The following is a 25259-nucleotide window of genomic DNA, read 5'->3' as shown; positions in this document are numbered from 1 at the left end:
CCTCCTAGCGGGTCAGCTCGACCATAAAGTCGTAATAATCAGTTCGGCAGTAGGTAATGGTGAGTTCCGCCGGCGTGCCATCGGAGAGGTAGCCCAGTCGCGTCACTTTGAGTAGCGCCTGGCCTTCTGGCACCTCAGCGAGCAGCGCTAACTCAGCATCTGCATTGATAGCAGTGACATGCTGTAGGGCGCGAGCTATGCCCTTACCGCTGGCCTCCAACACCGCATAAAGCGACGTATTCACCGTTAGCGGATCGGGCAGTACCGAGATGGGTAGGCAGCTTTCCTCTACCGCCATTACCACCTCATCGGCTAAGCGCAGGCGCTTGAGACGTGCAACTTGGACATCAGCCCCCAGACCAAGGCGCATGCTTTCTTCCACACTGGGGTTGGCTAGCTTGCGCTCCAACCAGTGGGAGCTAGGTGTAAAACCGCGCTGGGTCAGTAGCTCGGTGAAGCTGGACAGCCGAGATAGGGACTGGTTGAGGCGGGGAGTGATAAAGGTGCCAGAGCCACGGCTACGACGAATGAGCCCCAGCTCTGCTAGCCGATCCAACGCCTTACGCGCAGTAATTCGCGAAACGGCCAAGCTCTCGGCTAGGTTGCGCTCCGACGGCAGTGCCTCCCCGGCTTGCCACGCACCAGTCTCAATAGCCTGCTCTAGCTGACGAGCCAGCTGCTGATAAAGCGGTGTTGCTCCTTGAGGATCAAGGTGTAGCTGAGTAAAGCGTGAATCCATGAGTATCTTCCAGTAAAGGCCATACCAATTAGATACCACTATAGACCCAATGAGATACCAATCAAATACCAATTAGCTACAACTATGGTTGAATATCGGGGTTGAATAGCGGGGTTGAATAGTGAGGTTGAAATAGCGAGGTTCGTTTGCCCAACAAGGCGATAACTCACACACAAGAGTGAACGCAGATCGTTGATAGTTCAGGGCCGAAGCGAACTTCAGGGCAAGCACGATTGGCGCAGCCTTTGGGAATCCGTATAGTGGCAGGCTACCCTCGCCAACTGATTGAACACATGCTGCAAAACAACTCCCTGCTTGCCCAGCTCAAGCAACAGATTCGTCAAACCACCCCACGCGCTGAAGGGGTGATCAAAGCCACCGAAAAAGGTTTTGGTTTTCTAGAAACCGATAGCGGTGAATCCTACTTTGTGCCGCCACCCGCTATGAAGCAGGTCCTGCATGGTGACCGCGTTGAAGCGGTGATTCATGAAAACGGCGACAAGAAGTCCGTTGAACCCGAAAAGCTAATTGAAGCGGGGCTTGACCGCTTTGTTGCACGGGTGCAAAAGCGCGAAGACCGCCTCGCAGTAGTGCCGGACCACCCCTCCATTCGTAACGTGCTTAAGGCGCGCATTAAGAACAGCCTAGATGAAGCCACCATTGCGGATGGCGACTGGGTTGTTGCACGACTGGTGCGCCACCCGCTCAAAGAGAACGACCGTGGCTTCTTCACTCAGATTGATGAGTTGGTCGCTAAAGCCGATAACCCTGCCGTGCCATGGCGCGTTACCCTAGCCCGCCATGCGCTTGAGCAAGATTGCCCAGAGGCAGGCAACGAATGGCCATTAATCGATGAAGGGCTTCCGCGGGAGGACCTTACAGCACTCCCCTTCTTCACCATTGATGGTGAAAAAACGCGTGATATGGATGACGCTCTGCATATTGCCACTCGCGCCGAAGGTGGCTGGCAGATGAGCGTTGCCATTGCCGACCCTACTGCTTATGTCATGGAGGGCCACGCGGCCGATCTGGAAGCGCGTACCCGCGCCTTTACCGTTTACTTGCCAGGCCAAAACGTCACCATGTTGCCTGAGCAGTTGGCCGATGACCTTTGCTCGCTCTGGGAAGGCCAAGAGCGCCCAGCGTTAGCCTGCACGCTGAATATTAATGCCGACGGCAGCCTAGGCGATTACCGTTTCTTTGCCGCGAACGTAAAATCTCACGCTAAGCTCGTTTATGACAGCGTATCTGATTGGATCGAAGGTCAAGGAGATTGGGCGCCAGCAGATGATATTGCTGAGCAACTTACCGCCCTACGAGATTTGACCGAGGCGCGTACCGCTTGGCGTAATGAACACGCACTGGTGTTCAAAGACCGTCCAGACTACGTCTTCGACTTGGACGATGCGGGTAACGTGCTGGGTATTCGCACAGAAGATCGGCGCATTGCCAACCGTATGATTGAAGAGTCGATGATTGCTGCTAATGCTTGCTGTGCCGACTTCCTCGCCCAGCATATTGGTCACGGCATCTTCAACGTACACCGCGCCTTTGAGCCAGACAAAGCCGAAGCAGCTCAAGAGTTCCTGGCTGGTCAGCAGATTGAAGTCGCGCAGGAAGCATTGACTGAACTGGCCCACTACAAAGAGCTGAAACGCGCCTTAGAGAGCCGCGATGATGCCTGGCTGGATGCACGACTACGCCGCTTCCAGGGCTTCACTAGTATGTCAGCACAGCCCGGCCCACACTTTGGACTAGGGTTACCGGCTTACGCCACTTGGACGTCGCCGATTCGTAAGTATGGCGATATGGTCAACCACCGTTTGATTAAGCGCGTACTGAAGGGTGAGCAGGCTCCAGCGGAAGCTAGCCAGCAACTCACCGAGCAACTTACCGAACGCCGTCGCCTAAACCGCATGGCTGAGCGCGACGTAAAAGACTGGCTCTATGTGCGCTATCTGACTCCCGCGGCTCAAAATCAGGATACCTTTGAGGCAGAAATCATGGCGATTAATCGCGGTGGTATGCGGGTACGCCTGATCGACAATGGCGCAACAGCCTTTGTACCAGCGCCTTTAATGCACAGCGACCGCGACAAAGTGGTCATTGATGACAAAGAGGGCCGCATTCAGATTGAAGGCGAAGAGCGCTACAAACTGGGCGATAGCCTACGCGTAGCACTCACTGAAGCCCGCGAGGAGACCCGCTCGCTGGTGGCTCGCCCCGCTGCCTAGCAGCTAGACGGTCTAACTAACGCGGCGCTTATTCAAGCGCCGCGTTTTTTATGCGCTTCATTTACTTATGCCCAATGAAAAGAGCACCCGAAGGTGCTCTTAAAGGCCGTGCTGGACTGGATGGGTAAGCAAACGCTTACCAGCCAGTTACTTCTTTCAGCGCGTCACCGATTTGTGCCAAAGAGCGCACGGTTTTAACACCGGCGTCTTCAAGGGCTGCAAACTTCTCGTCAGCGGTGCCTTTACCGCCAGAGATGATCGCGCCCGCATGGCCCATACGCTTGCCAGGAGGTGCAGTCACACCAGCAATGTAAGAAACCACCGGCTTAGAAATGTTGGCTTTGATGTACGCTGCTGCTTCTTCTTCAGCGGTACCACCGATCTCGCCAATCATAACGATCGCTTCGGTTTTCGGATCCTTCTCGAACATCTCCAGGATGTCGATGAAGTTAGAGCCTGGGATCGGATCACCACCGATGCCAACACAGGTAGACTGACCGAAACCGTGGTCAGTGGTCTGCTTAACAGCTTCGTAAGTCAGGGTGCCTGAACGAGACACGATACCGACTTTACCCGGCTGGTGAATGTGGCCCGGCATGATGCCGATTTTGCATTCGCCTGGAGTGATAACACCTGGGCAGTTCGGACCAATCAGGCGTACACCCAGCTCGTCGCATTTTACTTTTGCTTCGAGCATGTCCAGTGTTGCGATGCCTTCGGTGATACACACGATCAGCTTGATGCCAGCGTTAGCGGCTTCAAGAATCGAGTCTTTACAGAACGGTGCCGGAACGTAGATCACGCTGGCTTCCGCGCCGGTTTTCTCGACCGCTTCTTTCACGGTGTTGAATACGGGCAGACCCAGGTGCGTTTGGCCGCCTTTGCCCGGTGTAACACCACCGACCATTTGCGTGCCATAGGCAATCGCCTGTTCGGAGTGGAACGTGCCCTGGCCACCAGTGAAACCTTGGCAGATGACCTTGGTGTTCTTATCGATCAGGATGCTCATTACTTGCCCTCCGCCGCTTTAACGACCTGCTGTGCCGCGTCGGTCAGACTGGTAGCAGCGATGATGTTCAGACCGCTAGACGCTAGTTTTTCAGTGCCCAGCTCGGCGTTGTTACCTTCCAGACGTACCACAACTGGTACGTTAACACCGACTTGCTCAACAGCGCCGATGATGCCTTCAGCAATCATGTCGCAGCGAACAATACCGCCGAAGATGTTAACTAGAACGGCTTTGACGTTGTCGTCAGACAGGATGATCTTGAACGCTTCTGCTACGCGCTCTTTAGTCGCGCCGCCGCCTACATCCAGGAAGTTAGCGGGCTTGCCGCCACTCAGGTTGACGATGTCCATGGTGCCCATGGCCAGGCCAGCACCGTTAACCATGCAGCCGATGTTGCCATCTAGCGCTACGTAGTTAAGCTCCCACTTCGCTGCATCAGCTTCGCGAGAATCTTCTTGGGAAGGATCGCGCATTGCTTGCAGGTCTGGGTGACGGTACAGCGCATTGCTGTCTAGACCCAGTTTGGCGTCGAGGCAGTGCAGATTGCCTTCGTCAGTAACAACCAGTGGGTTGATTTCCAGCAGGGCCAAGTCTTTCTCATGGAAAAGCTTGGAGAGGCCCAGGAAGATCTTGGTGAACTGTTTGATCTGGTCGCCTTTTAGGCCCAGAGCAAAAGCCAGCTCACGCGCTTGGTAGGGCTGCGCGCCAACCAGCGGGTCGATCTCTGCTTTAAGAATTTTTTCCGGCGTCTCTTCAGCAACCGTCTCGATTTCTACACCGCCTTCGGTAGAGGCCATAAAGACCACGCGGCGGGTAGTACGGTCTACCACTGCGCCCAAATAGAGCTCGTCAGCGATGTTAGTGCAGGTCTCGACCAAAATCTTGGCAACCGGCTGACCTTTTTCGTCAGTCTGGAAGGTAACCAAGTTCTTGCCTAGCCACTGCTCAGCAAATGCCTTCGCTTCAGCGGGATCTTTAATCAGCTTAACGCCACCCGCTTTACCACGGCCACCCGCGTGAACCTGGGCTTTAACCACCCACATATCACCGCCGATTTTTTTACAAGCTTCTTCCGCTTCTTCGGGAGTGTCCACGGCAAAGCCTTTGGACACTGGCAGACCATAATCAGCAAACAGCTGTTTGCCTTGATACTCGTGAAGATTCATCGATTCATGCCATTGGTTGCATGTGACTCGAACGATGATCAGTTGCTTTAAAAGAACTGTCTTACAACAATGTTCTTAAAAGAGCTGGTCATCCCCGTTCTTTCGATCTTTGTGGATTAAGACAAAGCCGAAAGCGTTGCGCCACCTGACGGTGGCGCTTGGTTGTTGCTTAGCGAATTACTTACGCTTCTTACGGTTAGCCATGTGAATGGCATGGCCTTCTACCGCAAGTGCTGCTTCATGCACAGCTTCCGACATGGTCGGGTGTGCATAGCAGGTTAAGGCCAGGTCTTCGGCGCTAGAGCCAAATTCCATGGCAATCACGCCTTGGGCAATCATTTCGCCCGCGTGCTGACCAACGATATGCATGCCAAGGATACGGTCAGTTTCCGCATCAGCGATAATCTTGGCACTACCTTCGGTGGCATTGTTAGCCATCGCACGGCCGCTAGCCGCAAAGGGGAAGCTGCCGGTTTTAACTTCGATACCTTTCGCTTTAGCGTCCTGCTCGGTCATACCTACCCATGCTACTTCTGGGAAGGTGTAGATAACGCTGGGGATAGTATCGTAGTTCATTTCAGCTTTGTGGCCGGCAATAATATCAGCCACCATAATGCCTTCTTCAGAGGCTTTATGGGCAAGCATTGGACCACGTACACAGTCACCAATGGCGTAAACGCCTGGCACATTGGTGCGGCACTGGTCGTCGACGAAGATAAAACCACGCTCATCGAGTTCAACACCAACGCCATCTGCAATGACGCCTTTGGTGTAAGGACGGCGACCAACGCAAACGATCAGCTTGTCGAAGGTCATTTCTTGCTCACCGCTGCCGTCAGTATATTTGACGACGACTTCTTCGCCCTTAACTTCCGAACCGGTAACACGAGCGCCCAGTTTAATATCCAGGCCCTGCTTTTTGAGTAACTTTTGAGTCTCTTTGGCGATGGTGGTATCAACCATCGGCAGAAACGCATCCATCGCTTCCAAAACAGTGACTTCAGAGCCTAAGCGATTCCACACGCTGCCCAGCTCAAGACCGATAACACCAGCACCGATAACACCAAGACGCTTCGGCGTTTCCTGGAATTCAAGCGCACCAGTGGAGTCAACAATCAAACCTTCGGTCATCGGCGTCGGCGGAATTTCAACCGGCACGGAGCCTGCAGCAATGACAATATTATCAGCGTCGTACTTAGTGGCCTTGCCTTCGAGGTCAGTAACTTCAACCTGCTTACCAGAAACTACTTTACCAGTACCTTCAATGGCAGTAACGCCATTGGCCTTGAACAGGCCAGAGATGCCGCCGGTCAAGTTCTTAACGATCTTGTCCTTGCGGGCCATCATTTTTTTGACGTCCATGGAGACGTCACCTGCCTGAATACCCATATCGTCGAAATCGTGCTTAGCTTCAACAAATTTGTGCGAGGCTTCAAGCAATGCTTTAGACGGGATACAGCCTACGTTTAAGCAGGTGCCGCCGTGCACCACGTTGCCTTCTTTACCAATCCATTTCTCAACACAGGCAACTTTCAGGCCCATTTGCGCAGCACGAATGGCGGCAACGTAGCCACCAGGGCCTGCACCAATAACGATCACGTCAAACTTATCAGCCATGTTGGCTCCTTTAGCTTGGTTGCCTCCGCCCGTTTAATCTAAATCGGGCAAGAGGCAGTGTGCGATTGCATAAGAACGCTAGTTAAATCGGAGGCGTATCAACGCGCTCCGTTATACATCCAGCAACAGGCGTGCAGGGTCTTCCAGCAACTCTTTGATAGTTACCAGGAAGCGAACTGCGTCTTTACCGTCAATCATGCGGTGGTCATAAGAGAGCGCCAGGTACATCATCGGGCGAATCTCGACCTTACCATTAACGGCCATGGGACGATCCTGGATCTTATGCATGCCCAGAATAGCGGTTTGCGGCGGGTTGATGATCGGCGTCGACATCAAGGAGCCAAAAGTACCGCCATTGGTGATGGTAAAGGTGCCGCCGATCATGTCATCCATGCCCAGCTTACCGTCACGACCACGCTTACCGAAGTCCACAATTGCACGCTCAACGTCGGCAATTTTCATGCTGTCGGTATCGCGTAGCACCGGCACCACTAAGCCACGATCGGTAGATACCGCTACACCGATATCCTGATAGCCGTGGTAGACAATGTCAGTACCGTCGATAGAGGCGTTGACATCCGGGAAGCGCTTGAGCGCTTCAGACGCTGCTTTAACAAAGAAGCCCATAAAGCCCAGCTTAATATCGTGAGCTTTTTGGAAGGTGTCTTTGTACTGTGCACGCAGGGCCATGATCTCACTCATGTCCACTTCGTTGTAAGTCGTCAACATCGCAGCCGTTTGCTGAGCTTGAACCAAACGCTTGGCAATGGTTTGACGCAGACGGCTCATAGGCACGCGTTTCTCGATACGCTCGCCTTCTACCGCAGGGGCTGCAGCTGCTTTTGCCGGAGCAGAGGCGCTCGCTTTCTTAGCAGAGCCATCTTTGACTGCTTTCTGAACGTCTTCTTTCAAGATACGGCCGCCTTTGCCGGTACCGTCAATCTTTGCAACATCCAGATCGTGCTCAGCAACCATTTTACGGGCAGCTGGCGCGAGAATTTTATCACCAATTTTCTCATCGCCTGAGCCATCGTCCGCAGAAGCCGCAGGCGTCTTATCAGCGATGGTGGCGCTCTCGTCACCCGCACCTTCTGCAAAAATAGCCAGGACCGCTTCAGATTCTACCTGGCTACCTTCTTCGGCTTTAATCTCTGCCAGGGCGCCATCAGCGGGAGCAACTACTTCCAGTACGACCTTGTCAGTTTCGATGTCGGCCAGCACTTCGTCGCGCTTAACCGCTTCACCTACTTTCTTGTGCCAGGTAGCCACGGTGCCTTCCTGGATCGACTCAGGGAAGCTAGGCGCTTTCACATCGTGCTTTTTACCAGAGCCATTACCGGCGCTGGCTTTCTTCTCTTCGCTTTTCTCAGCAGGCTTTTTAGCACTAGCATCATCAGAAGATTTGTCTTCTTTACCACTTGCTGCGCTGGCTTCGCCAATTTTACCCAACACCTGCTCAGACTCGACGGTCTCGCCCTCTTCGGCCATCACATCGGTCAAGGTACCCGCTTCCGGTGCGACGACTTCAAGCACCACTTTGTCGGTTTCGATTTCAACAATCAGCTCGTCACGCTCAACGCTATCACCCGGCTTTTTATGCCACGCGGCGACAGTGCCTTCGGCAACGGATTCCGGAAAGGTTGGCGCTTTGATATCAATAGCCATGTCGTTTCCCTTATATGTTCTCTAAATCTAGTGGGCGCTTATAGGTTAAAAGCGTCTTCCACCAGCTGGCGCTGCTGTTCAGTGTGGACGGACATGTAGCCCGCTGCCGGAGCAGCCGAGGCGGGACGTCCTGCAAATTTCAATTCACGCCCAAAGCCATCTTTCAAAATATCGGCAACGGCACGCATGTGGTGCTGGCTGGAGTACCAGGCGCCTTGGTTAAGCGGCTCTTCCTGACACCACACAATGTCTTCCACATTGGCATACGCCTGGAGCACATCTAGAAGCTCTTCTTTCGGGAAGGGATAGAGCTGCTCAAGACGGATGATCGCCGTGTCATTACGCTCGTTTTCGGCGCGCCAATTAGCTAAATCGTAGTACACCTTACCGGCACACATAATCACACGCGTTACTTGCTCAGCCACAAGTTCTGCCTGATCTGGCAATACCATGTGGAACTTGCCATGGGCAAGATCTTCCAGGCTAGACACCGCTTCTTTGTGGCGTAACAGTGACTTAGGCGACATAACTACCAACGGCTTGCGCAACGGACGGATTACCTGACGACGCAGCAGATGGTAGATTTGGGCTGGAGTGGTGGGCACACATACTTGCATATTGTGCTCAGCACATAGCTGTAAGAAACGCTCTAAACGCGCTGAAGAGTGCTCAGGACCCTGGCCTTCGTAGCCATGGGGTAGCAGCATGGTTAAACCACACAGTCGGCCCCATTTGGTTTCACCAGAAGAGATAAACTGGTCAACAACAACCTGCGCACCATTAAAGAAGTCACCAAACTGGGCTTCCCAAATGATGAGGTCATTTGGCGCAGTGGTGGAATAGCCATACTCAAAGGCCAACACGGCTTCTTCAGAAAGGAAGGAGTCGTGAATAGTGAAGCGTGGCTGGCTGTCGGCCATGTTCTGCAGCGGTACATAGGTAGAACCATCTTTCTGGTTATGTATCACTGCATGGCGGTGAGAGAAGGTACCGCGACCTACGTCCTGGCCCGTAATACGAATCGGATGGCCTTGGTCGAGCAACGTGGCGTAAGCAAGGGTTTCAGCGAAGCCCCAGTTAAGCCCCAAGCCACCCGCCTGCATTTTACGGCGGTCTTCATAAATTTTGGCAACTTGGCGCTGCACGTCCACCCCATCGGGGATGTCGCACATTTTCGCTGCAAGCTGCTGCAAACGCTTCATATCGAAGGTTGTGTCTGCGTCACCAGTCCACTCGTGGCCCAGATACGGCGCCCAGTTGACAAACAGAGAAGCATTTGGCTCTTGCACTAATGCATTAGCAACGTGATTACCCGCCACTAAGTCATTGCGATAGGTTTCAACCATCGCCTTGGCATCATCTTCAGAGAGCACCCCCTGCCCAACCAAACGCTGGGCATACAGCGTACGCGAGGAGGGATGATCTTTGATTTTGGAGTACATCATCGGTTGGGTGCCTGACGGCTCGTCGGCTTCGTTATGTCCGCGACGGCGGTAGCACACCAAGTCAATCACCACGTCTTTCTTGAACTGCTGACGATAATCCAGTGCCACCTGGGTAGCATGAATTACCGCATCAGGGTCATCGCCGTTAACGTGAAAAATCGGCGCCTGAACCATTTTGGCAATATCAGTACAGTATTCGGTTGAACGCGCATCCAGGGGGTTCGACGTAGTAAAGCCGACCTGGTTGTTGATCACGATATGTATCGTGCCGCCGGTTTTATAGGCACGGGTTTGAGACATCTGGAATGTCTCCATCACCACACCCTGGCCAGCAAAGGCAGCATCACCATGGACGTTGATTGGCAGTACTTTGCTGCCCTCTTCATCATTACGGCGATCTTGGCGTGCGCGTACAGAGCCTTCAACCACCGGCGCCACGATTTCAAGGTGCGAGGGGTTGAACGACATGGCCAAGTGGACTTCACCACCAGGCGACATGACGTTAGAGCTAAAGCCCTGGTGATATTTGACGTCGCCAGAACCACGCTCAATCACTTTTTTGCCGTCAAACTCATCAATCAAGTCAGCAGGGTTTTTACCCAGAATATTAACCAACAGATTGAGACGGCCACGGTGAGCCATACCAATAACGACTTCTTTAGTGCCATAACCGCCAGCACGCTGGATTAGTTCGTCCATCATTGGTACAAACGATTCGCCGCCTTCCAAACCGAAGCGTTTGGTGCCTGGGTACTTAGACGCCAGGTAATTTTCCAAACCTTCAGCAGCGGTTAAGCGCTCAAGAATATGCTTGCGCACGTCATCGCTGAATTTGGGGGCACTACGAACCGACTCAAAGCGACGCTGCAGCCAGCGTTTCTCTTCGGTATCAACGATGTGCATGATCTCACAGCCGATGGAGCGGCAATAAGTCTGCTCCAGCGCATCAACGATTTCACGCAGCGGCGCTTTATCAATACCTAAGAAAAACGAACCGGTCTGGAACTCGGTGTCAAGATCAGCTTTTGAAAGCTGATGAAACGACAGGTCGAGGTCGGGGACGGGGGTGGGATTACGCAGTCCCAGCGGGTCGATATTGGCCTTCTGATGACCACGGAAGCGGTATGCGTTGATCAGCTGCAGGACTTTAACCTGTTTTTTATTCTCACCACTATCAACAGCGGCGACTACCTGGCCTGGACGACTTTCTCGACCTAGCTGGTAGAACTGATCACGGATGGGGCTTAGTGGAACATCGTGGGAGGCACTGCCCTCGGGACGCGGCAGCTGGTCAAAATAGCTGCGCCATTCGTCAGGGACAGAATCGGGATCGGCGAGGTACTGCTCGTAAAGCGCTTCCACGTAGTGGACATTGCCGCCACTAACGTGAGAGGAACGCCACATCAACTCCATTATGCCTTGTTGCATCTCTCGGTCACCCTGCACTGATGGGGTGGTATCGGTATCGCTGCACTAACGCAACGACATCGCTATTGCCCTGCCGGCGGGGCGGGACGTTTGCCGGCGGCGCCGACCGGAAGCCGGAAGCCCTATTCATCGTACGTGTTTCTTGACGCGTTTTTTCTTCATCAGTTCATGCTCAAAAGCCGGCACTCTCAGCACCGGCTTTTAACTTGACTATACATGGGGTGCGACGCGTCGTCGCACAACATGACAGTCCCTATGATAACAAGCGAAGCGCCACGATTTAAGTAGCTTTGTTGCACAACTTAGGTGACGCCCACTTTTTTCTCATATTTTTAGCATTTACGTTGCATCAGCGAGCAACATTTCACGGATTTTACCAATTGCGCGAGTAGGATTCAGCCCTTTTGGACAAACCGCTACACAATTCATAATTCCACGGCAGCGAAATACCGAGAACGGGTCTTCCAAGCTGGTAAGACGCTCACGTGTTGCCGTATCCCGCGAATCCGCCAAGAAGCGATAAGACTGCAATAAACCAGCCGGGCCAACAAACTTGTCGGGGTTCCACCAGAAGGATGGGCACGATGTAGAACAGCAGGCACAGAGAATACACTCGTACAAACCATCCAATTTATCGCGCTCTTCCGGTGACTGCAGACGCTCAATAGCCGGTGCGGGGGTATCGTTCTGCAGGTACGGCTGAATACGCTCGTACTGTTTATAGAACAAGCCCATATCGACAACCATATCGCGAATAACCGGCAGACCCGGCAGCGGCCGCAAGATTAGCTTATTATTTTTGACAACGTCAGACAGTGGCGTGATACACGCCAGACCGTTCTTACCGTTCATGTTCATGCCGTCCGAGCCACAAACACCTTCGCGGCAGCTGCGGCGGTAGGCCAAACCACTATCTTGCTCTTTCATCAGGTGCAGAACATCCAGCACCATCAGATCGCGCCCCTTGGTATCGACCTGAAACTCCTGCATATAGGGTGCGGAGTCGGTTTCCGGGTTATAGCGATACACGGATACCTGAAGATTTGACATGGTGACTCCCTCTCGTCGATGCGGAGATTAGTAGGTACGAACCTTAGGCTCGAAGGTATCAACAGTTTTCGGCTTGAAGTTAACGTCGCGCTGTTTCAGCTCTTTGGTTGCCGGGAAGTAGAGCGAGTGTTTCAGCCAGTTGACGTCATCACGGTCAGGATAGTCGTAGCGCGAGTGAGCACCACGGCTCTCTTTACGCTCAAGGGCAGCAATCGCCGTTGCTTCTGCCACTTCCATCAAGTTATCCAGCTCCAGCGCTTCAACTCGAGCGGTGTTAAATGCGTTGGATTTATCAGGCAAGTGAGCATTTGCGATACGGCCACGCAGCGCTTCCAGCTTTTTGACACCTTCCTGCATGTTCTTCTCTTCACGGAATACACCGAAAGAGGTCTGCATGATGTCTTGTAGCTCAGCTTTCAACTCAGGAATGCTTTCGCCACCTTCTGATTCATTCCAGCGAGTGATGCGTTTCATTGCTGAATCGATGTCAGACTCAGAGGCATCCAGGTATTCAATACCTTCGTTCAAAGCGCCTTCAATAAACATACCTGCTGCACGTCCAAAGACGACCAGGTCAAGCAGCGAGTTACCGCCCAGGCGGTTAGCACCGTGAACAGATACACATGCCGCTTCACCACATGCGAACAAGCCGTTGACGATATGGTCTTTGCCGTTTTCGTCTTGGGTAATCGCCTGGCCATGAATATTGGTCGGAATACCGCCCATCATGTAGTGGCAGGTCGGCACGACCGGAATCGGGTCTTTAGCCGGATCAACGTGGGCGAAAGTTTTGGATAGTTCAACAATGCCAGGCAGGCGCTTACCAAGCACCTCTTCACCCAAGTGATCAAGTTTCAAGAAGACGTGATCACCTTTCTCGCCACAGCCGCGACCTTCCAGGATCTCCATGACCATTGAGCGCGCAACTACGTCACGACCCGCAAGATCTTTGGCATTCGGCGCGTAACGCTCCATGAAGCGCTCGCCATCTTTATTGATTAGGTAGCCACCTTCACCACGGCAACCTTCCGTGACCAGCGTACCTGCACCGTAAATACCGGTTGGGTGGAACTGCCACATTTCCATATCTTGCATCGGGAAGCCAGCACGTAGCGCCATACCGATACCGTCACCGGTATTGATCAACGCATTGGTGGTCGATGCATAAATACGGCCTGCGCCACCGGTGGCTAGCACCGTGGCTTTCGATTTAACGTGTACTACTTCGCCAGTCTCGATGCACATGGCAATACAACCAACCACGTCACCGTTAGCATTCTTCACCAGATCAACCGCATACCATTCGTTTAAGAAGGTTGTGTTGTTCTTCAAGTTGTTCTGGTAAAGAGTATGCAGTAACGCGTGGCCGGTACGGTCAGCCGCCGCACAGGTACGCGCCGCTTGGCCGCCTTCGCCGAAATTCTTCGACTGGCCGCCAAACGGGCGCTGATAGATACGGCCATTATCGAAGCGCGAGAATGGTAAGCCCATGTGCTCAAGCTCAAATACCGCCTTGGGACCTTCCGAGCACATATACTCTGCCGCATCCTGATCAGCGATATAGTCGCCACCTTTAACGGTGTCATACATGTGCCAGCGCCAATCATCATTCGGATCGGAGGAAGCGATCGCACAGGTAATACCACCCTGGGCAGAGACAGTGTGAGAACGCGTCGGGAACACTTTAGACAGTACCGCTGTCTTTTTACCGGACTTAGCCAGCTCTAGAGCAGCACGCAGGCCAGAGCCACCGCCACCAACAATGATAGCGTCAAACGTCAGGCTACGAAGGTTAGACATGTATCAAGCTCCCCACAGAATTTGAATGCCCCACACCAGGTATACAAAGATGGCCAGAATAATTAGCGTCTGGGCACCTACACGCAGGCGAGTGGACTTGAGATAATCGGTGGTGACAGTCCACAAACCGATCCAGGCATGCGCTGCAATAGAGATGAATGCTAGCAGCGAAAAGATACGCATCCAGGTTTGGCTAAATAGTCCGCTCCAGGCGTAATAATCAAGGCTCGGATTAAATAGCAGGTAAGCGACTATAAATACCGTATAAAAGGCCAGAATCACTGCAGAAACGCGCTGCATCAGCCAGTCGGAAAGCCCGCTGCGGCCAAAACTAGTGATGTTAGTTACCATACCCAAACTCCTGCCAAAATGATCAGAACCGCACTGACCACGACAGTGATCTGTGCTTTTTTCACGCCACCTTCAAGGGTCACACCAATATCAGCATCCATCAGTAGGTGCTTGATGCCTGCAACAAAGTGGAATGCTAAAGCAGACAACAAACCCCAAGCTATGAACTTGGCGAAAAAGTTGTTAGCTAACGCGTTGCTGACAGCATCAAAGCCAGCCGGAGATGACAGGGATTTACCCAGCGCCCAAAAAGCGAAAATCAGGCCAACGAACAGGATGACACCCGTAATACGGTGTGTAATCGACGTTAGCGCCGGCAGTGGGAAATGTATCGTAGTAAGGTCTAGGTTTACGGGTCGTTTGCTATTCACGGCGTTATACACACTCTCTTGGCCCGCTCTGCGACAGGTCGGGCATGGCCCGAGCGGGCAGTGGTTGCTGGAAGGGGCTCGGCCGTTGCCAAGTCGAGCACGACCACCTACCTGCCGGTCGCGCGCCGTGGATTATAAGAACCTTCGCCCCCGCTGACAAACTGAACACAAGGTTAACTCGACTATGGTGCAAGATAATTGCCACTATTGCGGGTCGATTTTGCGCTGCAGCATAGTTATAGTGACAGCTGATTGATGGATTGATAAGCCCTCAAGCATACCGTCAATCTGATTAACACTTATTAATTTCCTAATATTTAGCTACTATAAACTCCACTCCACCATATACAAAAACAAACCACAACAACAACTCTTGTACAAGCATACTTGGCGCATCGGCTAATTGACAAAATGTCGCACGCTTCTATAGTGGGCAAGCCTTTTCGCCGGCGCGGTATGCGAAACAACGACTTTACGTCCCAAACCGAATTCGAAAGGAGGCCAGCATGGCTGACAGGAAAGCGACATTGACGGTAGACGGTCTTGATAAACCGATCGAGCTACCCATGTATTCCGGCACACTTGGCCCCGACGTCATTGACGTTCGCGGCCTAGGTGCTGAAGGCCTGTTTACCTACGACCCCGGCTTTATGGCCACCTCTTCCTGCCAGTCCGCCATCACCTATATTGATGGCGGCAAGGGCGTATTGCTGCACCGCGGCTACCCCATTGACCAGCTGGCCAAAGAGTCGAACTTTGTCGAAATGTGCTACACCTTACTTTTTGGTGAGCTACCCAACGAAGAGCAGTACGCTGATTTCGAATCACGCATTCGCAATCACACCATGGTGCACGACCAGATCAACAACTTCTTCAAAGGGTTCCGCCGTGATGCGCACCCGATGTCCATTCTATGTGGTGTTGTTGGCGGCTTAGCAGCCTTCTACCACGACCATATGGACATCACTCAGGAAGAAGATCGCATAATCAGCGCCATCCGCCTGATTGCCAAAATGCCAACACTGGCAGCGATGTCGCATAAGTATAATGTTGGACAACCGTTCAACTATCCGCGCAATGACCTGAGCTATGCAGAGAACTTCCTCTACATGATGTTCAGCAACCCGTGCGAAGAGTACAAAATCAATCCAGTATACGCGAAAGCTATGGATCGCATCTTTATGCTGCATGCGGACCATGAGCAAAATGCCTCTACCTCAACCGTTCGCCTAGCTGGCTCAACCGGCGCCAATCCGTTTGCCTGTATTAGTGCTGGCATCGCTGCGCTATGGGGCCCAGCCCACGGTGGCGCCAACGAAGCCGTGCTGAATATGCTGGATGAGATCGGCGATGACTCAGAAGAGAATATTCAGCGCTTTGTTGATAAAGCGAAGGATAAAGATGACCCCTTCAAGCTAATGGGTTTCGGTCACCGCGTTTATCGCAACTTTGACCCGCGTGCCAAGGTGATGAAAGAGACCTGCGACGAGGTACTGGCAGAGCTAGGCATGGCCGACGACCCGCAGCTCAAAATCGCTAAGCGCCTTGAACAGATTGCCCTGGAAGACGAATACTTCATTGAGCGCAAGCTCTATCCGAACGTCGACTTCTACTCTGGCATTATTCTTAAGGCAATGGGAATTCCCACCAACATGTTCACCGTTATTTTTGCGGTGTCCCGCACTATTGGTTGGATTTCTCACTGGCATGAAATGCTGAGTGAAAGCTACAAAATTGGTCGCCCACGCCAGCTTTATATTGGTCATGCACAGCGTGACTATCCTAAAAAATAAATCAGTAGCAGTCATACGGATTTATAGGATGAAAAAAGGCCACCTTCGGGTGGCCTTTTGCGTATTCTCCACCACCCAATCTCTCCACCACCCAATGCTTGCAAAAGCACTCTAGGAAAACCATAAACATCGCAGGCTTAATTAGCCTAACCATGATGGGCTACCCTAAAGGATCATCTTGCCAAATTAAGCGGGTGCACAATCGTACGAGAGCAAAACACGGTTTGTGCACAGTACAGCGTGAACAACCCTACCTACACTACACCACTGACACACCGCAGCTTCCACAGAAACAGCCCTAGAAGCTTGATACCACCTATCATGAACAGTGGATCACCTTTCTTGTCGCTCACGCCACTGGTGAGCAGCAAGACGCTTAACAGGCAAACTTTGCTCATCCGCATGGGCACTCCCCCCGCCTTCTTAAGCACCACACATGCCGGAATAACGCTTGACTTTTAGCTATCCTTAATCGAAAAAGGGTTTTCCACACTATCTGTGGATAACCCTGTTCACAACCGCTAGAAAACGTCCCACAATCGCCATGAACAGTGAGCTAGCCTTAAATTGGTCATTTTTTAACCTAACGTAACTCATTGTTTTAAAAGAACTTAATCTAAATGTCTGATTTTTTAGGCAAACAACAGGGGGTTGTGCACAACCCTTTCATCAGAATATAAAACGTGGACAAGTCAAGCATAAAATCACCCAAAAAGTGATCTTATTGAGAGGAGTTTTCAAATGCAGGATGCAAAGAAACATCAATCAGCTCATAATCGCCAATTGATTGGAATGCGGGTAAGAAATAGTAGTGATGGCGTCCCATAGGGGGTTCGAACCCCTGTTCCCGCCGTGAAAGGGCGGTGTCCTAGACCACTAGACGAATGGGACGTGTTTTGATCTTGAAGATACAACAACGAATTACTCGTTATTGGTGGAGCCTAGCGGGATCGAACCGCTGACCTCAACACTGCCAGTGTTGCGCTCTCCCAGCTGAGCTAAGGCCCCACATGTCGTTAAGACGAGGCATATAATACTGATTACATCTCACTTCGTCAACCCTGATAGTCTCAGGAAAGCGCCAGAATTAACAATAGACTACTCTGGCGCTTCCTGGCTAACTTAAAGCTCTCGGTACTCTTTTTCGAAACGTTTTGCTTGCTTCTTGGACACGCCACCTAGAACTTCAATGGCATTTCGAAGCCGCGCCCGGGTAACATCGGAACCAAGGATTGCCATACCATCCATCACCGACGCGCTTGCCGTGCTGCCAGTAATAGCAATAAAGACAGGCGCCAAAAAAGCCTTCATCTTTAACTCAAAGTGTTCTGCAAGCATTTTAACTTCAGCTAATAGTGCTTCTTTATGCCATGCAGGGACATTTTCAAAGCGCCATACCAAGAACTGCAGTAACTTCACCAGTTCTTCTTTGTCGAGCTTGATGCTATCAAAGTCATCTTCTACAAGGGCTGGCAAGCCAGAGAAGAAGTGGCCTGCGAGCGGTACGACTTGGGATAACGTTTCAACCCTTGGACGCACCTGGGGCAGAATTTGCTTTATATAAGCGTCATTAAAGGCCCACTCACGCAAGGCTTGAAGCAGCGCATCGTCATCAAGGTCCTCACGAATGTACACGCCGTTCAGCCACGTCAACTTTTCCAAGTCAAATACCGGCCCGCCCAGCGATACCCGCTGAATATCGAACTCAGCCATCATTTCAGGCAAGCTGAACTTCTCTCTTTCGTCAGGCATCGACCACCCCATACGGCCCAAGTAGTTGGTCACTGCCTGAGGAAGGAAGCCCATGCGGCGGTAGTAGTTAATCGACGTTGGGTTTTTGCGCTTCGAGAGCTTGGATTTATCTGGATTACGCAACAGCGGCATGTGGCAGAGCTGCGGCATTTCCCAGCCAAAGTACTCATATAATAGCTGGTGTTTCGGTGCCGAGTTAATCCACTCTTCACCACGCAGCACGTGGGTAATGCCCATTAAGTGATCATCTACCACGTTGGCGAGGTGGTAGGTGGGCATACCATCTGATTTCAACAAAATTTGCGCGTCTACCTGCGCCCACTCAACTTCTATCGTGCCCCGCAACATATCACGGACCACGCACACACCTGAGTTCGGTACGTTCATACGCACCACATGCGGCCACCCTTCTCGCTCACGACGGGCCTGTTCGGCATCATCTAACGCCAAATCCGCTGGTTTCAGGGCAAGCTGCATGCCAGCAGCTTTACGCGCTTCGCGCAGCTCATCCAGCTCCTCACTCGTGCGGTAACATTTAAAAGCATGACCTGCGTCCAATAGCTGCTGAGCATACTGGGCATAAATATCTCCCCGCTCGCTTTGGCGATAAGGGCCATGAGGACCACCAACATCAGGCCCTTCATCCCAATCAAGCCCCAGCCAACGTAGAGAGTCTAAAATCATCTGCTCGGACTCAGGGGTAGAGCGCACCCGATCAGTATCCTCAATACGTAAAATAAACTGACCACCGTGCTGGCGCGCAAAGCAGAGATTAAACAGCGCAATGTAGGCGGTCCCAACGTGTGGATCCCCCGTAGGAGAAGGCGCAATACGCGTACGTACGGTCATTAAACTATCCTTTTTGCAATTAAGCGTGGCGCCATTATACGCACCCTTGGGCTAACCAACAGTAGCGATCAGGGAACGAGTTTGTATTAAAAGCGTCGAACTGGATGTTAAAGGGGCACATGCGAGATGCGCGTTAATGCACAATCGCTTAGTATGACGCGGCACTTATGGTGAGTGCTTATGCAAGAAAATATGCTGTATAGGTTAGCGTACTATTTTCTGCATACCCCATGACCAAAGCGCCACCTCAAATGGTGGAGGAATATCTAACGAGCTTTTATAGCTCACCAACAGGAAGATGAAATGGAATCGCTAGGCTCACGTATCAAGCAACTGCGGCTGAGGGCCAAGCTCAACAAAGCTGCCCTTGCACGTAAAGTTGGCGTGTCAGATGTCACTATTTCTTATTGGGAATCTGGAGCGATCAAACAAATCGGCCATGAGCGTTTAGTTGCGCTTGCCGATGCGCTTGACTGCTCATTAGCTACTCTTTTAGAAGGCGACAGCGCGCCCCAACTGCTCACACTGACTCATACTGGCCCACTTCCCTGGGAGCAGGTCCAGGCAACGACCATTATGGTGCCGACCCACCTGTCGCTGAATATCGATTGGAAAGCACCCTGCGTGATGGCGACTCCCGCTAGCGATACGGATTTTTCTCCGATTACTGCTGGCGACCTGCTGCTATTAGGCCCAACACACGTGTTCCATAAAGCTGGGCATTACCTTATCCAGCGTGAAGAGCGTTTTGTCATCGAGCACTTCTCGAAAGCGCCCACTGACACTACTATTCACGCGGTACTGCTAGCCCATTGGTGTCCTGCCTAAAGCATCTTATATTTCCTAGTCCCCTATTGCTTTAATCATCCTCAACAACATCCACCTGGTCACGCGTGCGTCTTGGCTCACTCCCCACCAAGAAGCGGCGTGAGTAGGTGGCTACTTGCCCTAACCCATGGCGGGACTGACTCACGAGTTCTCCCGCTAAGTGCTCTCCCTGGGCGCCAATGCGCGCTTGAACGTCTCTCGGTTGCACACTAGCTTCTGAAAGTTGAACTCGGACAATGTACCCGCCATCAGGTAACCCACTCCCTGACCCAAAAGGGCCGGTGCTGAACTGCCCATCGACCACAGTTGTGCGAGACTGCCAACGCACTCGGCTGAGTTCCCGCTCAACAATCACTTGCACGAGAGCACCATCAGGAAGGTTAGCCTCACCTTCAATCATTAAACGCCGATCAGGAAGAAGCGAAGCTCTTGTTGAAATAGCCACCTCTAAAGGGTCAACCGGCTCTTCAACCGCTACAGGCTCCTGCGGCGAGGTCTCTTCATTAACCTCTTCAGACTGCACAGCCGCCTGCTCATCCTCTTGGTTACCACAACCTGCCAGCAGCAAGGCACTCATTAACACTATACTGATACCACCTAGTGTCTTATGCATAGAGACTCCTCAAACAGCGAAACTCAAGCTTACCACCGCATAGCATTAACCACAGCGATTTAGACCGCAAAACATGCAAAGTGCTGCAGGGCTTTCTTACAAAAGGATTATTTCGGTGGCAAATACCATACACAGCCTACATATCAGCGACTTATCGCCCCCACAACAGGGCTCTGATCAAGTAGTATTACTCAGGCAGTAGAGCCAATTAAACCTAGGCCGCTTACATCAATTAACACCTGTTCAGCTCTCGGCATCACAACCTTAATTAAAACTAGCCAAAAATTACTATTAACACCACTTCGCGAATACCTCTTAGTAACGTAGCTTTTGGTCACATAGCTTTTATTTCCAGGAAGCACTCCACTCGCCCCTATCCATGGGCAATAGGGCATAATGACTGTCTACTCATTCTTGCGTACAATTCGAGCCCACCACTTCTGACAGGTCATTTCATTATGCTAGCCCATAGTATTTCGATGAGCTTAGCGAATAGGCACTATCAGAGGGCAACGGATTGGTATAATTATTACCGCACACTCAGTGTGCAAGTGGTTGATATGAAGAAAGAAAAACCAGCAGACATAGCCCGCCTATTTTCTGTGGCACCAATGATGGATTGGACTACCCGCGACTATCGTGCGTTTGCCCGCACGTTAACCAAGCGGGCGCTGCTGTATACTGAGATGGTGACGACCGGTGCGATTCTGCATGGATCGCCCCGTGAGCGCTTTTTGGGCTATAGCGAGGTTGAGCACCCTATTGCTTTGCAACTGGGCGGTAGCAATGCGGGAGAGCTTGCGGAGTGCGCGGCGATTGCCGAGGCGTGGGGCTATGATGAAGTTAACCTGAACGTTGGCTGCCCCAGCGATCGTGTGCAGAACAATATGATTGGTGCCTGCTTAATGGGCCACCCTGAAAAAGTGGCGGATGCTGTACGCTCCATGCAGGCGGCCGTGTCGATTCCGATCACGGTGAAGTGCCGTATTGGTATTGATGACCAGGATGAAGATGCTGATCTGGCGCGCTTTATCAATATCGTCGCGGATGCTGGATGCCAAGTGTTTACTGTGCATGCGCGCAAGGCTTGGCTGCAGGGTTTGTCGCCTAAGCAAAACCGTGATGTGCCACCGCTTAACTACCCTCGCGTTCACCGCCTAAAACAGAGCCATCCTGGGCTACATATCGGTATCAACGGTGGTATTAAAACCCTCGCCGAGTGCCAATCACAGCTGCAACACGTAGATAGCGTCATGGTAGGACGAGAAGCATATCAAAACCCGTGGCTACTTGCCGGGGTCGATGAGCAGCTATTTGGAGAATCAGGGCCAGCACAAACACGCCTTGATGCGGCAATGGCGTTTCGCCCCTACATTCAGCAGCGGTTAGATGAAGGTGCCAAACTAAATCACATTACCCGCCATTTGCTTGGGCTGTTTCAGGGCTGCTCAGGCGGCAGACGCTTTCGCCGTCACCTTTCTGAAAATGCCCATAAAGAGGGTGTGGGTTTGCGTGTGTATGACGAGGCGCTCAACTTAGTGCGTGAGCCACTTACATCCGAGCAGTCTGAGCCAGCGCAGCCTGCCACGCTGTAACATGGCAGGCTGGAGCAAAGGAGTAAGTTGCTAGTCAATTGGCTAGCTTAACTTATGGCTAGGGCTTAGGAGTTAGTCCCCCGCACACCTTGCTCAATGCGCTCCCCGACCTGCTGATCAATATTGCGCCAATATTCAAAGGCGCGCTCCAACACGGGCTCAGTGACACCGCCAGATAAGTGGCCCACGACGTTGGATACCAAACGGTCTCGCTGACTGTCATCCATTACTTGGCGAACCAGCGTATGCGCCTGACTCCAGTCATCGTCATCAGGGCGCAGCGTATAGGCGGCACGTACCAACTGGCCATCGGTAGACCATACCGCATCCTCTGGGTAGCGCTGTGAATCCGCTTCTGCGCCCCCCTTACTATTGGGGGTATATACTGGATCAGTGGAGTGCCGAATACGCATCGTGCCGCCCTGGCTATAACTATGCACTGGGCATTTAGGCGAATTGACCGGAATATGTTTGTAATTAACTCCCAAGCGAGCACGATGCGCGTCCGCATAGGAAATCACCCGAGCTAGCAGCATCTTATCGGGCGAGAACCCTGTCCCCGGCACCGAGTTATTAGGCTCGAAGGCAGCTTGTTCAATCTCGCTATGAAAATCGGTCGGATTACGGTTCAGGGTTAACTTGCCCACTTCCACCAGCGGGTAGTCATCGTGGGGCCATACCTTGGTTAAGTCGAAAGGATTGATACGATAGGTTTTGGCATCTTCAAACGGCATAATCTGCATGTGCAGGGTCCAAGATGGATAATCCCCCCGTTTAATAGCCTCAAACAGGTCACGGCGATGGTAGTCAGCATCGCTACCCGCCATTTGGTCGGCCTGCTCCTGAGTCATACACTTGATGCCTTGATCAGTTTTGAAGTGATATTTCACCCAGAACCGCTCGCCTTCAGTGTTAACCCACATATAGGTATGGCTGGAGTATCCGTTCATATGCCGCCACGTAGCTGGGACCCCTCTATCCCCCATTAGCCAGGCAACCTGATGAGCTGACTCAGGTGCCAGGGTCCAGAAATCCCACTGCATATCATGGTCACGCAGGCCATTATCAGCACGGCGTTTTTGAGAGTGAATAAAGTGCTGAAATTTCATTGGGTCACGGACGAAAAACACGGGGGTATTGTTACCCACCATGTCGAAGTTGCCTTCCTCGGTATAAAACTTGATCGAGAATCCTCGTGGGTCACGCCATGTATCTGGACTTCCGCTCTCCCCTGCAACCGTTGAAAAACGGATCAGTACATCGGTCTTGGTACCTGGCTGAAGAAACTTCGCTTTAGTGTACTTACTCACATCGTTGGTAACTTCAAAATGACCAAAAGCACCGCTACCTTTTGCGTGAGGCTGACGATCAGGGATCATCTCACGGTTAAAGGCCGCCATCTGCTCCATGAGGTAGTGGTCATGCATAACAATGGGGCCATCGGGGCCAACGGAAAGAGAGTGTTCGTTGCTGGAAACCGGAATACCGGCATCGGTGGTGGTGTTTTTGCCACTGCTATTCGTCATTACAGTTCCTCCATGTCGCGGTCGACGTGGTACCTAAGCACCACTGGAATTCGTAAAGCCGTATTATGTGTCTGTTCTAGGTTGGGCTAACTCCCCCCAACAGGTATAGACAATGGGAAGGGATAACGCCATCCATGGCAACTATTCATAGGCCATCGCTTCCATACACCACCACGTTGCAATCACTGCTATTGCCATGAAGCCTTAAAGCATGGTGCTGTAAAATTTCAAAACATGGCATCGGGTGGCGGCGTGAGGCTCGACTGAAAGCTCTCAATGGCAGTTTCCGCTTCTTCAATTTCATCAAATCGAGCGATGTGGTAGAGAGCCTCACCTTCATTTGCTAAGGGAAGCCGGCTCATACCAATCACGATACCATCAGCCATCGAGCGCACCTCGTACTCATCGTTACCGAAAGGATCAGCTACTTTGCCCAGCACTTCGCCTTTGGCAACCCGGGCACCTAAACGTATTTTAGGTCGTAAGATACCGTCAATAGGTGCCCTCGCCCAACTAGAACCATTGGCCAGCTCAGCAGGCGCAGGAGAGCGTTGCCGTTGGGCACCGGCCAACATATCTAGTCGACGCATCACCCGCAAAATACCCCGTACGCCTGGCGCAATGGCCCATTCATCAAAGCGTAACGCTTCACCAGCTTCGTAGGTGAGCACTGGAATACCCTGGGTTTGGGCGTAATGTCGCAGACTACCTTCACGCAGCTCCGCATTTAGAATAACTGGGGCTCCAAAAGCATCAGCCATACGCGCGGTTTCACTGCCTTCATGTAGCTGGGCACGAATTTGCGGAAGATTGGTGCGGTGTATGGCGCCGGTATGTAGATCAATTATATGTGTTGCATGATCGACTATTTCCTCACGAAATAGCGCAGCAATACGACCACCTAAAGAGCCTTTATCGCTGCCCGGAAAACAACGATTTAGATCTCGCCGATCAGGTAGGTAACGGGTCTGTTGCAAAAACCCAAAGACATTTACGACAGGCACAGCAATCAGCGTTCCACGTAGGCTATTAATTGCTTTAGAACGCAATAACCGGCGCACAATCTCTACGCCATTAATTTCATCACCATGTATCCCACCGCATACCAGCATCACAGGCCCCGCCTTACGACCATGCACCACTTCAACCGGAATATGCAACGGCGTATGGGTATATAAACGCGCCACTGGCATATCAATTTGCAAACGCTGTCCGGGCTGAATGGTATATCCAGCTAACTCAAAGGGGGAACGTGCCATGCTGTCATTCCTATAACGTGCATTGATACAAGGCGCATACGCCATTTGCATTGCAGATTAGCAAAACACATTTGAAAACGGCGTTTTTAAACTAACTCTTTATATCGCCTTATACACTTATTAGCTACAGATAACGAATTTGTTAACCCACGCTATGATGTCACACGAC

At 52.0% G+C, this 25259-nt stretch carries 19 protein-coding genes and 2 tRNA genes; 4 read left to right on the top strand and 17 right to left on the bottom strand.

Going from position 1 to position 25259, the window contains the following annotated elements:
• Positions 1-4: 4 nt before the first annotated feature.
• Positions 5-739: a GntR family transcriptional regulator gene (locus tag CPA45_RS14410; protein WP_096652598.1), complete on the bottom strand. Its 735-nt coding sequence runs from the start codon at positions 737-739 to the stop codon at positions 5-7.
• Positions 740-1032: 293 nt separating this feature from the next.
• Here CPA45_RS14410 and CPA45_RS14405 point away from each other — a divergent pair, with 293 nt between their 5' ends.
• Positions 1033-2973, top strand: a complete 1941-nt coding sequence (locus tag CPA45_RS14405) for an exoribonuclease II (protein WP_096652660.1) — start codon at positions 1033-1035, stop codon at positions 2971-2973.
• Between the two features lie 136 nt (positions 2974-3109).
• Here the strand turns inward: CPA45_RS14405 and sucD are convergent, their stop codons facing one another.
• The 9 genes from sucD to sdhC form a co-directional block, all read right to left on the bottom strand.
• Positions 3110-3982, bottom strand: coding sequence for a succinate--CoA ligase subunit alpha (gene sucD / locus CPA45_RS14400; RefSeq protein WP_078086857.1), 873 nt, complete (start codon positions 3980-3982; stop codon positions 3110-3112).
• A complete protein-coding gene (sucC, locus tag CPA45_RS14395; protein ID WP_078086856.1) occupies positions 3982-5148 on the bottom strand; it encodes an ADP-forming succinate--CoA ligase subunit beta in 1167 nt (388 codons plus the stop codon). The genes sucD and sucC overlap by 1 nt, the downstream gene beginning before the upstream one ends.
• 177 nt (positions 5149-5325) lie before the next feature.
• Complete coding sequence (lpdA, locus tag CPA45_RS14390; RefSeq protein WP_096652596.1) at positions 5326-6765, bottom strand: dihydrolipoyl dehydrogenase; 1440 nt, start codon at positions 6763-6765, stop codon at positions 5326-5328.
• Between the two features lie 111 nt (positions 6766-6876).
• Entirely contained in the window at positions 6877-8430 is a 1554-nt protein-coding gene (odhB, locus tag CPA45_RS14385) for a 2-oxoglutarate dehydrogenase complex dihydrolipoyllysine-residue succinyltransferase (RefSeq protein ID WP_096652594.1), read from the bottom strand.
• A gap of 38 nt (positions 8431-8468) precedes the next feature.
• Positions 8469-11303: a 2-oxoglutarate dehydrogenase E1 component gene (locus CPA45_RS14380; protein WP_096652592.1), complete on the bottom strand. Its 2835-nt coding sequence runs from the start codon at positions 11301-11303 to the stop codon at positions 8469-8471.
• 339 nt (positions 11304-11642) lie between these two features.
• The gene (locus CPA45_RS14375) at positions 11643-12353 is read right to left on the bottom strand and encodes a succinate dehydrogenase iron-sulfur subunit (protein WP_096652590.1); all 711 of its coding nucleotides are present in this window, start codon (positions 12351-12353) and stop codon (positions 11643-11645) included.
• Between the two features lie 27 nt (positions 12354-12380).
• Positions 12381-14153, bottom strand: coding sequence for a succinate dehydrogenase flavoprotein subunit (gene sdhA, locus CPA45_RS14370; RefSeq protein WP_096652588.1), 1773 nt, complete (start codon positions 14151-14153; stop codon positions 12381-12383).
• Positions 14154-14156: 3 nt separating this feature from the next.
• Positions 14157-14504 carry a succinate dehydrogenase, hydrophobic membrane anchor protein gene (sdhD, locus tag CPA45_RS14365; RefSeq protein ID WP_096652586.1) on the bottom strand — a complete coding sequence of 116 codons (348 nt, stop codon included), beginning with the start codon at positions 14502-14504 and terminating at the stop codon, positions 14157-14159.
• Positions 14498-14875: a succinate dehydrogenase, cytochrome b556 subunit gene (gene sdhC, locus CPA45_RS14360; RefSeq protein ID WP_208858518.1), complete on the bottom strand. Its 378-nt coding sequence runs from the start codon at positions 14873-14875 to the stop codon at positions 14498-14500. The genes sdhD and sdhC overlap by 7 nt, the downstream gene beginning before the upstream one ends.
• Before the next feature lie 506 nt (positions 14876-15381).
• Between sdhC and gltA the strand changes: the two genes are divergently transcribed.
• Entirely contained in the window at positions 15382-16668 is a 1287-nt protein-coding gene (gene gltA, locus CPA45_RS14355; protein WP_096652582.1) for a citrate synthase, read from the top strand.
• A 254-nt stretch (positions 16669-16922) separates the two neighbouring features.
• Here gltA and CPA45_RS22865 read toward each other — a convergent pair whose 3' ends face one another.
• The 4 genes from CPA45_RS22865 to gltX all read right to left on the bottom strand — a co-directional run bounded on the left by CPA45_RS22865 (position 16923) and on the right by gltX (position 19269).
• The gene (locus tag CPA45_RS22865) at positions 16923-17072 is read right to left on the bottom strand and encodes a hypothetical protein (RefSeq protein WP_165771566.1); all 150 of its coding nucleotides are present in this window, start codon (positions 17070-17072) and stop codon (positions 16923-16925) included.
• Between the two features lie 411 nt (positions 17073-17483).
• Positions 17484-17559, bottom strand: a tRNA-Glu gene (locus tag CPA45_RS14350).
• A 41-nt stretch (positions 17560-17600) separates the two neighbouring features.
• Positions 17601-17676 (bottom strand) — tRNA-Ala (locus CPA45_RS14345).
• A 114-nt stretch (positions 17677-17790) separates the two neighbouring features.
• Positions 17791-19269 (bottom strand): glutamate--tRNA ligase, encoded by a 1479-nt coding sequence (gltX, locus tag CPA45_RS14340; protein WP_096652580.1) that lies wholly within the window; start codon positions 19267-19269, stop codon positions 17791-17793.
• 303 nt (positions 19270-19572) lie between these two features.
• Between gltX and CPA45_RS14335 the strand changes: the two genes are divergently transcribed.
• Positions 19573-20097 (top strand): helix-turn-helix domain-containing protein, encoded by a 525-nt coding sequence (locus CPA45_RS14335; protein ID WP_096652578.1) that lies wholly within the window; start codon positions 19573-19575, stop codon positions 20095-20097.
• A gap of 31 nt (positions 20098-20128) precedes the next feature.
• Here the strand turns inward: CPA45_RS14335 and CPA45_RS14330 are convergent, their stop codons facing one another.
• Positions 20129-20710 (bottom strand): hypothetical protein, encoded by a 582-nt coding sequence (locus CPA45_RS14330; protein ID WP_096652576.1) that lies wholly within the window; start codon positions 20708-20710, stop codon positions 20129-20131.
• Positions 20711-21270: 560 nt separating this feature from the next.
• Here CPA45_RS14330 and dusA point away from each other — a divergent pair.
• Positions 21271-22305 (top strand): tRNA dihydrouridine(20/20a) synthase DusA, encoded by a 1035-nt coding sequence (dusA, locus tag CPA45_RS14325; RefSeq protein ID WP_096652574.1) that lies wholly within the window; start codon positions 21271-21273, stop codon positions 22303-22305.
• Between the two features lie 65 nt (positions 22306-22370).
• Here the strand turns inward: dusA and CPA45_RS14320 are convergent, their stop codons facing one another.
• On the bottom strand, positions 22371-23831 hold the full coding sequence (locus tag CPA45_RS14320; RefSeq protein WP_096652572.1) for a catalase: 1461 nt from the start codon (positions 23829-23831) through the stop codon (positions 22371-22373).
• Positions 23832-24058: 227 nt separating this feature from the next.
• Complete coding sequence (locus CPA45_RS14315; protein ID WP_078086842.1) at positions 24059-25090, bottom strand: succinylglutamate desuccinylase/aspartoacylase family protein; 1032 nt, start codon at positions 25088-25090, stop codon at positions 24059-24061.
• Positions 25091-25259: the final 169 nt, after the last annotated feature.

It is taken from the genome of Vreelandella nigrificans (assembly GCF_002374315.1).
GTDB classification, from domain to species: Bacteria; Pseudomonadota; Gammaproteobacteria; order Pseudomonadales; family Halomonadaceae; genus Vreelandella; species Vreelandella nigrificans.
This window is presented reverse-complemented; position numbering and strand designations above follow the sequence as displayed.

Excerpts from the sequence above, each read along its gene's own strand:
- CPA45_RS14410 (WP_096652598.1), bottom strand. The coding sequence starts at position 739 with ATGGATTCACGCTTTACTCAGCTACACCTTGATCCTCAAGGAGCAACA.
- CPA45_RS14405 (WP_096652660.1), top strand. The coding sequence starts at position 1,033 with ATGCTGCAAAACAACTCCCTGCTTGCCCAGCTCAAGCAACAGATTCGT.
- sucD (WP_078086857.1), bottom strand. The coding sequence starts at position 3,982 with ATGAGCATCCTGATCGATAAGAACACCAAGGTCATCTGCCAAGGTTTC.
- sucC (WP_078086856.1), bottom strand. The coding sequence starts at position 5,148 with ATGAATCTTCACGAGTATCAAGGCAAACAGCTGTTTGCTGATTATGGT.
- lpdA (WP_096652596.1), bottom strand. The coding sequence starts at position 6,765 with ATGGCTGATAAGTTTGACGTGATCGTTATTGGTGCAGGCCCTGGTGGC.
- odhB (WP_096652594.1), bottom strand. The coding sequence starts at position 8,430 with ATGGCTATTGATATCAAAGCGCCAACCTTTCCGGAATCCGTTGCCGAA.
- CPA45_RS14380 (WP_096652592.1), bottom strand. The coding sequence starts at position 11,303 with ATGCAACAAGGCATAATGGAGTTGATGTGGCGTTCCTCTCACGTTAGT.
- CPA45_RS14375 (WP_096652590.1), bottom strand. The coding sequence starts at position 12,353 with ATGTCAAATCTTCAGGTATCCGTGTATCGCTATAACCCGGAAACCGAC.
- sdhA (WP_096652588.1), bottom strand. The coding sequence starts at position 14,153 with ATGTCTAACCTTCGTAGCCTGACGTTTGACGCTATCATTGTTGGTGGC.
- sdhD (WP_096652586.1), bottom strand. The coding sequence starts at position 14,504 with ATGGTAACTAACATCACTAGTTTTGGCCGCAGCGGGCTTTCCGACTGG.
- gltA (WP_096652582.1), top strand. The coding sequence starts at position 15,382 with ATGGCTGACAGGAAAGCGACATTGACGGTAGACGGTCTTGATAAACCG.
- CPA45_RS22865 (WP_165771566.1), bottom strand. The coding sequence starts at position 17,072 with ATGCGGATGAGCAAAGTTTGCCTGTTAAGCGTCTTGCTGCTCACCAGT.
- gltX (WP_096652580.1), bottom strand. The coding sequence starts at position 19,269 with ATGACCGTACGTACGCGTATTGCGCCTTCTCCTACGGGGGATCCACAC.
- CPA45_RS14335 (WP_096652578.1), top strand. The coding sequence starts at position 19,573 with ATGGAATCGCTAGGCTCACGTATCAAGCAACTGCGGCTGAGGGCCAAG.
- CPA45_RS14330 (WP_096652576.1), bottom strand. The coding sequence starts at position 20,710 with ATGCATAAGACACTAGGTGGTATCAGTATAGTGTTAATGAGTGCCTTG.
- dusA (WP_096652574.1), top strand. The coding sequence starts at position 21,271 with ATGAAGAAAGAAAAACCAGCAGACATAGCCCGCCTATTTTCTGTGGCA.
- CPA45_RS14320 (WP_096652572.1), bottom strand. The coding sequence starts at position 23,831 with ATGACGAATAGCAGTGGCAAAAACACCACCACCGATGCCGGTATTCCG.
- CPA45_RS14315 (WP_078086842.1), bottom strand. The coding sequence starts at position 25,090 with ATGGCACGTTCCCCCTTTGAGTTAGCTGGATATACCATTCAGCCCGGA.